The 7,833-nt window shown below is 38.5% G+C and carries 12 protein-coding genes; 1 reads left to right on the top strand and 11 read right to left on the bottom strand.

Annotated features, from left to right (window positions below; translation table 11 throughout):
• The 7 genes from G593_RS0117935 to G593_RS0117905 form a co-directional block, all read right to left on the bottom strand.
• The coding region (locus G593_RS0117935; RefSeq protein ID WP_029732565.1) for an NAD(P)/FAD-dependent oxidoreductase at nucleotides 1-422 on the bottom strand (422 nt) is incomplete at its 3' end.
• Nucleotides 423-437: 15 nt separating this feature from the next.
• Nucleotides 438-761 (bottom strand): thioredoxin family protein, encoded by a 324-nt coding sequence (locus tag G593_RS0117930; protein ID WP_029732564.1) that lies wholly within the window; start codon nucleotides 759-761, stop codon nucleotides 438-440.
• A 334-nt stretch (nucleotides 762-1,095) separates the two neighbouring features.
• On the bottom strand, nucleotides 1,096-1,869 hold the full coding sequence (locus tag G593_RS0117925; protein ID WP_029732563.1) for a NifB/NifX family molybdenum-iron cluster-binding protein: 774 nt from the start codon (nucleotides 1,867-1,869) through the stop codon (nucleotides 1,096-1,098).
• Between the two features lie 98 nt (nucleotides 1,870-1,967).
• Complete coding sequence (locus G593_RS0117920) at nucleotides 1,968-2,552, bottom strand: 4Fe-4S binding protein (protein WP_029732562.1); 585 nt, start codon at nucleotides 2,550-2,552, stop codon at nucleotides 1,968-1,970.
• Nucleotides 2,549-2,749: a 4Fe-4S binding protein gene (locus G593_RS0117915; protein WP_028086469.1), complete on the bottom strand. Its 201-nt coding sequence runs from the start codon at nucleotides 2,747-2,749 to the stop codon at nucleotides 2,549-2,551. Before G593_RS0117915 ends, G593_RS0117920 begins: the two co-directional genes overlap by 4 nt.
• 119 nt (nucleotides 2,750-2,868) lie before the next feature.
• Nucleotides 2,869-3,195, bottom strand: coding sequence for a hypothetical protein (locus G593_RS0117910; protein WP_242827138.1), 327 nt, complete (start codon nucleotides 3,193-3,195; stop codon nucleotides 2,869-2,871).
• Nucleotides 3,196-3,280: 85 nt separating this feature from the next.
• Complete coding sequence (locus G593_RS0117905; protein WP_029732560.1) at nucleotides 3,281-4,201, bottom strand: hypothetical protein; 921 nt, start codon at nucleotides 4,199-4,201, stop codon at nucleotides 3,281-3,283.
• 134 nt (nucleotides 4,202-4,335) lie between these two features.
• Here G593_RS0117905 and G593_RS0117900 point away from each other — a divergent pair, with 134 nt between their 5' ends.
• On the top strand, nucleotides 4,336-4,995 hold the full coding sequence (locus G593_RS0117900; RefSeq protein WP_029732558.1) for a Crp/Fnr family transcriptional regulator: 660 nt from the start codon (nucleotides 4,336-4,338) through the stop codon (nucleotides 4,993-4,995).
• Nucleotides 4,996-5,106: 111 nt separating this feature from the next.
• Here the strand turns inward: G593_RS0117900 and G593_RS0117895 are convergent, their stop codons facing one another.
• The 4 genes from G593_RS0117895 to G593_RS0117880 all read right to left on the bottom strand — a co-directional run.
• Entirely contained in the window at nucleotides 5,107-6,798 is a 1,692-nt protein-coding gene (locus G593_RS0117895; RefSeq protein WP_029732557.1) for an FAD-dependent oxidoreductase, read from the bottom strand.
• A 1-nt stretch (nucleotide 6,799) separates the two neighbouring features.
• Nucleotides 6,800-7,120: a rhodanese-like domain-containing protein gene (locus G593_RS0117890; protein ID WP_029732556.1), complete on the bottom strand. Its 321-nt coding sequence runs from the start codon at nucleotides 7,118-7,120 to the stop codon at nucleotides 6,800-6,802.
• A gap of 12 nt (nucleotides 7,121-7,132) precedes the next feature.
• Complete coding sequence (gene trxA / locus G593_RS0117885) at nucleotides 7,133-7,438, bottom strand: thioredoxin (RefSeq protein WP_005421612.1); 306 nt, start codon at nucleotides 7,436-7,438, stop codon at nucleotides 7,133-7,135.
• Nucleotides 7,439-7,530: 92 nt separating this feature from the next.
• Nucleotides 7,531-7,833: SDR family NAD(P)-dependent oxidoreductase (locus tag G593_RS0117880; protein WP_029732555.1), on the bottom strand; the 303-nt coding region annotated here is incomplete at its 5' end.

Here is a 7,833-nt window from a genome sequence, read left to right as displayed (position 1 = left end):
CCATCACAGGAGGCACAATAAGCAACCCCATGACCTATCAATTCTTTTTCTTTAGCGAGACCAAGTTCTCTTGGATTTGCTCCAGTAGCAATCACTACTGTTTTCCCAATATAAATTCCCGAACTAGTTTCTACTCTCTTAAGCTTTCCTGTTAAATCCATATTAAAAACTTCAGCATATTCACTTTTAGCGCCGAATTTTTCCGCCTGTTTTTGCATTTTCTCTGCCAATGAAAATCCGTCAATTCCATTTTCAAAACCAGGATAGTTATCAATCTGCCAGGTCAATGACATCTGACCACCTGCAGATAATTTTTCTAAAACAATGGTATCAAATCCTGCTCTGGCTGCGTATAATGCTGAAGTATACCCTCCAGGTCCTCCCCCCACGATAATCATATCGTAAACATGATTTTCATTCATACAGCAGTCCTCCTTTTATTTTTCCAATGCTTCATTAATAAAATTCTCTATCATTATTTTTGATTCAGGTGCAACAATAGAATCTACTGCCTTTCCATTTCGATATAAAACCAGCGTAGGAATCACCTCAATCTTTTCAGCTTCTGCAATCTGCGGTTCTTCATCAATATTTACTTTTCCAGCAACAAGTATATCGCTGTATTCTTCACTTATTTTTTCATAAGCTGCTCCAATTCTACGGCAATAACCACACCACGGTGCCCAGAAATCAACCAAAACCGGTTTTTCCTTATGAATTAATTGTCCAAACTTTTCTTTATTTATATTTATAGATGTCATATTTTTCAACTCCTTCTCCTATTTGAACTTAATATACCCCAAATAAGTGCTTGCTTCCGTGATGATATCACAGAAAAGTTGATTTACTTTATTACGCTTTTTTTACTTCTATTTACAGCATATGTCAGTTATATAATTGACTCTTCTCAATAAATTAAGTATACTCTCATCTTTGACAGTTACAAAAAGATGGGAGTATTATACGTTCAATTCATTATTTTCGGCAAGTAAGAAATAATCAATATGAGAATCACATAACACAAAAGGATGTGCTGCGGTAACTTCTACATTACCTTGGCACATCCTTTCGTACTATTATTTTTTGCTATTCTTCTTAATGGCAGCTGTGGCTTCCACATCCATGCTCGCCACATGTATGTCCTTCCCCGTGGTTATGCTCATGGTGAGAACACTTAACATCCGGATTATAATCAAGTGTTTCATTGATAAAAGCTTCTACTGCTTTATCCGCATCTCCGGAAACTCCTCCGAAAAGCTTAATACCGGCCGCCGCTAACGCTGTCTGTGCACCGCCTCCGATTCCGCCACAGATCAAAACATCTGCGTTCAATGCATTAAGAACTCCTGCCAATGCGCCATGTCCGCTTCCATTCGTATCTACTACTTCTGAATGTACTACTTTTCCTTCCTCTACATCGTAAATCTTAAATGTCTCTGTGTGTCCAAAGTGCTGGAAAATCTGTCCATTTTCATATGTTACTGCTATTCTCATAATACCTTCTCCTTTTTCTGCTGCATATTTTTTGTAAATTTCCTGTTTGTAACATCCTCCAAAGCTGCAGTTTCCGCTCTGACCGTCACAAATTCTGAAATCCCCGCCCTCAATTCTGAGCGGATGTCCGTCAATAAGTGCATCTGCTATTTTCTTCCGGGCAATCTCGTAAATCCGCTGGACCGTCGTTCTTGCGATCTGCATAGATACTGCACACTGCTCCTGACTATAACCTTTCTTGTCCAAAAGACGGATTGTCTCGTACTCATCTACTGTCAGAACAATGGGTGTTTTTTTCTCCGTATCATCTGCCGGAAGAAATTCTAAAACATTGGGGAAATGGCAGACTTTTCTGCATTTTACTGGTCTCGGCATAAACTGCTCCTTTCTCGCTTTTCTTATATAATAGTCCTATAAAAGGCATATGTCAATAATGTTTTTGACATATGCCTTTTATGAATCACCTTATAGTATTACTTCTTTTCATTATTTTTTAATTTACAGATACCCTGCGTCATTGTTCCCATTGGACAAAATGTACACCAGGTTCGTGGCTTATATAACACCATTACAATCAACCCTAACAACAAAGATGTAAGCATCAAACTATAAAATCCAAAACTAAACTGTGCCACCCAATCAGCTACTGTTCCGGCAGTGTATGTCCATCCCCACGGAACACGGAAGGTCCAGAATAATTTGATGGCTTCACGCAAGGAGGATGCTCCGACACCAACTAAATATGTCTGAAATACCATATTTCCAAACATTGTAAGGAAAAATATCAAAAAGCCGTATCGGAACCATTTTGAACTCATCCATCGCGGGGTTGGTTTATTTCTTGAGCATTTTAAATCTCCACCAAGCTTACTAAAAAGCTGGCCACGTCCACACAAATGATTACAGAAAAATTTATTTTCACCGAATATTGCTATTCCTAACGGCAACAGGAAATCAATCATCCCAAACCAAGCGAACAAAACATTAAAAAAACCGAGAGCAAAATAAAGGATCGCCCATATCCATAAATAATCATACCAATGTTTCTTTTTCTTCACATCGCTGTCCTCTCTTTCATTTCAATACAACCTGCCGGACAGGACTTTGCACATTTTCCACATCCTACACACACTGTTTCTTCTACCACAGCATAACATCCATGGTAAACTTTGGCCGCTGCCAGCGGACAAGTATTTTCACATACTCCGCAGGCAACACATCTTTTTTTATCGACACTTGCCACTCTTTTTGCCAATGCTTTGTTCCCCTTTCAAATTTTGTATCTCTATTGTACCTGAAAAAGGTAAATCCTTCTGTGACATTATTACATAAGAATTTACCTTGAACGCTAATAACTAGAATGACATATTTTTATTATACATTACCTTTATATTTATATATGATGTTTAGAATCTCCTCGGTTGTTCTAATAATTACTTTTTGTTTTTCTTTCATTGTTATAGATTTGCTTTCTTCTTCAGCTAACGAAGAATAAAGGTGGATGATATTAGCATGATGCCATATCTCATCGCAAATTTTCTCAATTTCATCAGCCCTCCGAAATGCCTGGTCTGTTTGTATTTGCAAGTGTTCTCGTTGCTCTTCCAGATGATTCATCTGTTCTAGTAACTGATCCCTTTCTTTCTGCAATTCATCATGTTGTGCCTGCAGTTGATCCATTTGTATTTTAATTTCGCTCATCTTATCTTTCTGTCTCCGCATAAGCATCATCAAATATATAACTATGAATGCAAATAATAGTATTATGTACAGCATAAACTTCTCCTCACGACACATATATTTCGACGTTTTTCCGCAAATCAACTATTGATAATGGCATAGAAAGAACAGTTAGTTTTCCTGAATTCTTTTTAATTTCAACAGCATCAGGATTTCCTGTGATTATAATTACAGGTGTTGTCCTGTCAGCACGCCATGGCTGATTCGGTTGGCTCGTCATATCTTCGGTAACAATCCAAAGATCCGGCTTATGTTTTCCTAATTTTGTTTTAGCGCTTTCCGGTGTGTAAAACAGCATGATCTGCTCTGAAATAAACTGCAATGCTTCTTTTAATCCTTTTGCATAGTGTTCATTGCCACAAATCAGTGCAATAATAGAATCATCTTTCTTTTTTTGTGTTACCTGAATAAAATCCAAAACTGGTGTGTTATAGAGACTAAAGTCTTTTTCCAAATTAACTTTATCATAGTAGCTCTTTGCTGCCTTGCACATTCTCAGACAAAAATGTTCTATGTCTATACGAATATCGATTCTGTTCTCCTGTATGTTCATACTGTCCAACTGACAAACTGACATTCCACAGTTCAATCCAAGATGAAAGTGTATATTATTTTCATCATTTAAAAATCCTTTGTTTTGATGAAGATATTCACACCGAAGCTGCCAACAGCGTTCTCCGCAAATATATGGCTTTTCATCGGATTGAGATAGTTTAAAGTGATCCCCTGCATATTCATCAAACCAACGGATATACTGGGTTCCCACATCCCGAGTCGGATTTTTTTGCCGATCCAGCATAACCCGACCATCTCGATAATGTTTAACAATTTCCGGGAAAGCAATACCTCCACAAATATCTGGCAAAGTCAATGCCAATGCCAGTGCAGACTGCCATCGTCCATCTACAATATTCAGTTCTACTTCTTCAATTCGGTCCAAAAATGTAAAACTGACATCTCCATGCATTATTTATCCCTCCCTCATATTTACAACCGTCATGTACTATAGTCAGTATATTTTTATTTATGGCATATGTCAATTATTTAATTGACGCATCTTAAAAAAGCAAGTATACTATGTTCGTAAAGGAGATGACTGCTATGAGCTTCGAAAATTATTTTCCACTATGGAATGACTTAAATACAGCACAGAAAAAACTAATTTCAGACAATTTAATCACGCGGGATGTAAAAAAAGGAACGATCATTCACAATGGAAACCTGGACTGTACTGGATTATTACTGGTTAAATCCGGGCAGCTTCGAACTTACATACTTTCAGATGAAGGACGGGAGATTACACTTTACCGTCTGTTCGATATGGATATGTGTCTTTTATCCGCCTCATGTATCATGCGGTCTATTCAATTTGAAGTAACCATTGAAGCAGAAAAAGATACGGATCTTTGGATCATCCCTGCTGAAATCTATAAGGGCATCATGAAAGAATCTGCTCCTGTCGCAAACTATACCAATGAGTTAATGGCTACCCGTTTTTCTGATGTCATGTGGCTGATTGAACAGATTATGTGGAAGAGTTTGGATAAGCGTGTTGCTTCATTTCTTTTAGAAGAAACATCCATTGAAGGAACAAATGAACTGAAAATCACTCACGAAACCATCGCAAACCATCTTGGTTCCCACAGGGAAGTTATCACTCGAATGCTTCGATACTTTCAAGGCGAAGGACTCGTCAGACTCTCTCGCGGCAAAATAACAATCCTTGATTCGAAAAGACTGGAAACACTACAAAGATCATAAAACGTTTTTTTCTCTAAAGAATCCTCCATTTATCAGAATTATGAAAGTCATTCTAATAAATGGGGGATCTTTTTATACTACAATCAAACTATAAAAATATTTTATTTATTTCTAATAATCCATACCACATGCATATGATCTTTCAATCAGTGCATGGTCATTAGCCACTGCATCATAAAAGCGGAATCCACCTGAAAAGTTGTATGTTTCATATCCATTTCCTTCCAAAATACGGCTTGCAATATAACTGCGTAGCCCACTCTGGCATATCAGGTAAACAGGCTTTCCCTTCTCAATTTCATTGATACGTTCCCTTAGTTCATCTACAGGAATGTTTTTGAATCCATCCATATGCCCCCTGTTAAATTCACCTACAGTTCTCACATCCAGCAACACAACACTTTTATCTCTAGAAATCTTATCCATATCTTCCAGATGCCATTGTTTTAAGGTACCTTTTGCTATATTGTCTATCATGAATCCTGCCATATTTACAGGATCTTTGGCAGAGGAATAAGGCGGTGCATATGCGAGATCCAAATCCTTCAGCTGGGTTGCCTTCAGCCCTGCATGAATTGCTGTTGCCAGCACATCAATACGTTTATCAACTCCTTCATATCCAATAATCTGAGCGCCAAGCAAACGATAGGTCTCTTTTTCAAAAACCACCTTCATGGTCATTACTTTTCCACCAGGATAGTAACCGGCATGACTCATAGGAGAAAGAATTACTGTATCTACCTCTAGTCCTGACTTTTTGGCATTGGTTTCATTGATACCTGTAGTGGCTGCTGTCATATCAAATACTTTTATAACGGAGCTTCCCTGACTGCCCAGGTAACGACTATCACCGCCACAAATATTATCAGCGATGATTCTGCCCTGTTTATTGGCTGGTCCTGCCAAAGAAAGCAGCGCATCATTACCCGTAACATAATGTTTTACCTGAACTGCATCACCTGCAGCATAAATATCCGGTACAGAGGTTTCCATTCTGTCATTCACTACAATACTTTCCTTGATGCCAAGTTCCAGGCCGGCTTCTTTTGCTAATACTGTGTCTGGTGTGACTCCGATTGCCAAAACTACCATATCAGCCTGAAGGGATGGATTATCTTTCAACAGGACCTCCACTCCGTTGTCTTTTTCTTTAAATCCTTCTACTGTATAGCCCAGTACCAGTTTTATCCCATGCTTTCTCATTTCATTATGGATCATGGATGCCATATCCGGGTCAAAAGGGTTCATCAGCTGCTTAGGCCTCTGGACAATCGTAACATCCATGCCAAGCTCCCTCAAATTTTCTGCCAGTTCCAGACCAATAAACCCGCCCCCTGCCAATACAGCCGATTTTGGATGATTCTTATTTATATATTCCTTTATCCGAAAAGTGTCTTCTACAGTACGAAGTGTAAAAAGTTTATCAATACCTACTCCGGGAAGTCTCGGCTGTGTTGGCTTTGCACCTGGAGAGAGGATCAGCTTATCATATTTTTCTTCAAATATCTCACCATTCTCTAAATTTTTCACTGAAACCGTTTTACGTTCCGGATGTATGGAGATAACTTCATGATGAATTTTCATGTTAATACGGAAGCGTTTAAAAAAACTCTCTGGTGTCTGTAGTGTAAGTTCTTCCGGGTCTGTGATCACGTCTCCAATATAATATGGAAGTCCACAATTTGCATAGGATATGTATCCGGATCTTTCAAACACAGTAATTTCAGCATGTTCATTCAGTCTGCGTATTCTTGCTGCAGCTGTAGCTCCTCCGGCTACACCTCCTACAATTATTACCTTCATCTTATTTTTCCACCTTTCCTGAGTAATCTGCAATGCCACCGATATTATTTACTTTAGAATATCCCATTCGTTGCAGTATCCCAGTTGCCTGGCGGCTTCGTGAACCGGAATAACAGTATACAAACAGTGGGATATCCTTATTCTTCGCTACAGAAGCAATATTGTCAAGTTGCTGCAACGGCACATTTTTACTTTCTGGTATATGTCCTTCCTGATATTCCTGCGGTGTACGTACATCCAGCAGAACTGCATCATCAGTCCTTTTATATTCTTCTATGCCTTGATTAATATTCGACTGTTTAAAGAGATCAAAAAATCCCATTAGCACACCTCCCTAAAGCATTTCTAAAATCGCATTCTTAGGTCTCGCCCCTGAAACCTGCTGTACAATCTTCCCATTCTTCATAACCACTAAAGTTGGAATGCTCATAATACTGAACTTATTTGCCAGTTCAGGCTCTTCATCTACATTAATCTTTCCAACTTTAATATCTCTACGCTCACTTGCAATCTCCTCTACAATAGGTACTACCATGCGGCAAGGTGCACACCAAGATGCCCAAAAATCTAAAAGAACGGGTTTATCGGAATTCAGTACTTCGTTCTGAAAATTATTTTTATTGATATTAATAGCAGACATTTTACAGTCCTCCTTATCTTTTTCTTTTTGTAGATTTATTATAGTCTTAATTTCATTTATTTTCCGTGATTACATCACCATACCTCATTAACTTAACTTCTTGCCATACCATCTACACTTAATATAACACCTGTAATGTAACTCGCCTCATCTGAAGCAAGAAACACAAACGCATTGGCAATATCTTCTGGCTGTCCAAGACGACGCAATGGAATTCTTTCAATCATAGGTTCGATAACTTCCTTTGGCACGGCCTTCATCATATCAGTTTCTGTAATCCCAGGTGCAACAGCATTAACACGAATACCTTTAGGTCCTAGTTCTCTTGCTAATGATACAGTCAATCCGTTTACTGCAAACTTCGATGCCGGATAAGCAAACCCACTTGGCTGTCC

The sequence above is a fragment of the Dorea sp. AGR2135 genome (assembly GCF_000420885.1).
Taxonomy (GTDB): domain Bacteria; phylum Bacillota; class Clostridia; order Lachnospirales; family Lachnospiraceae; genus Dorea; species Dorea formicigenerans.
The sequence above is the reverse complement of the archived record's forward strand: the minus strand, read 5'-3'. Positions and strand labels throughout refer to the sequence as shown.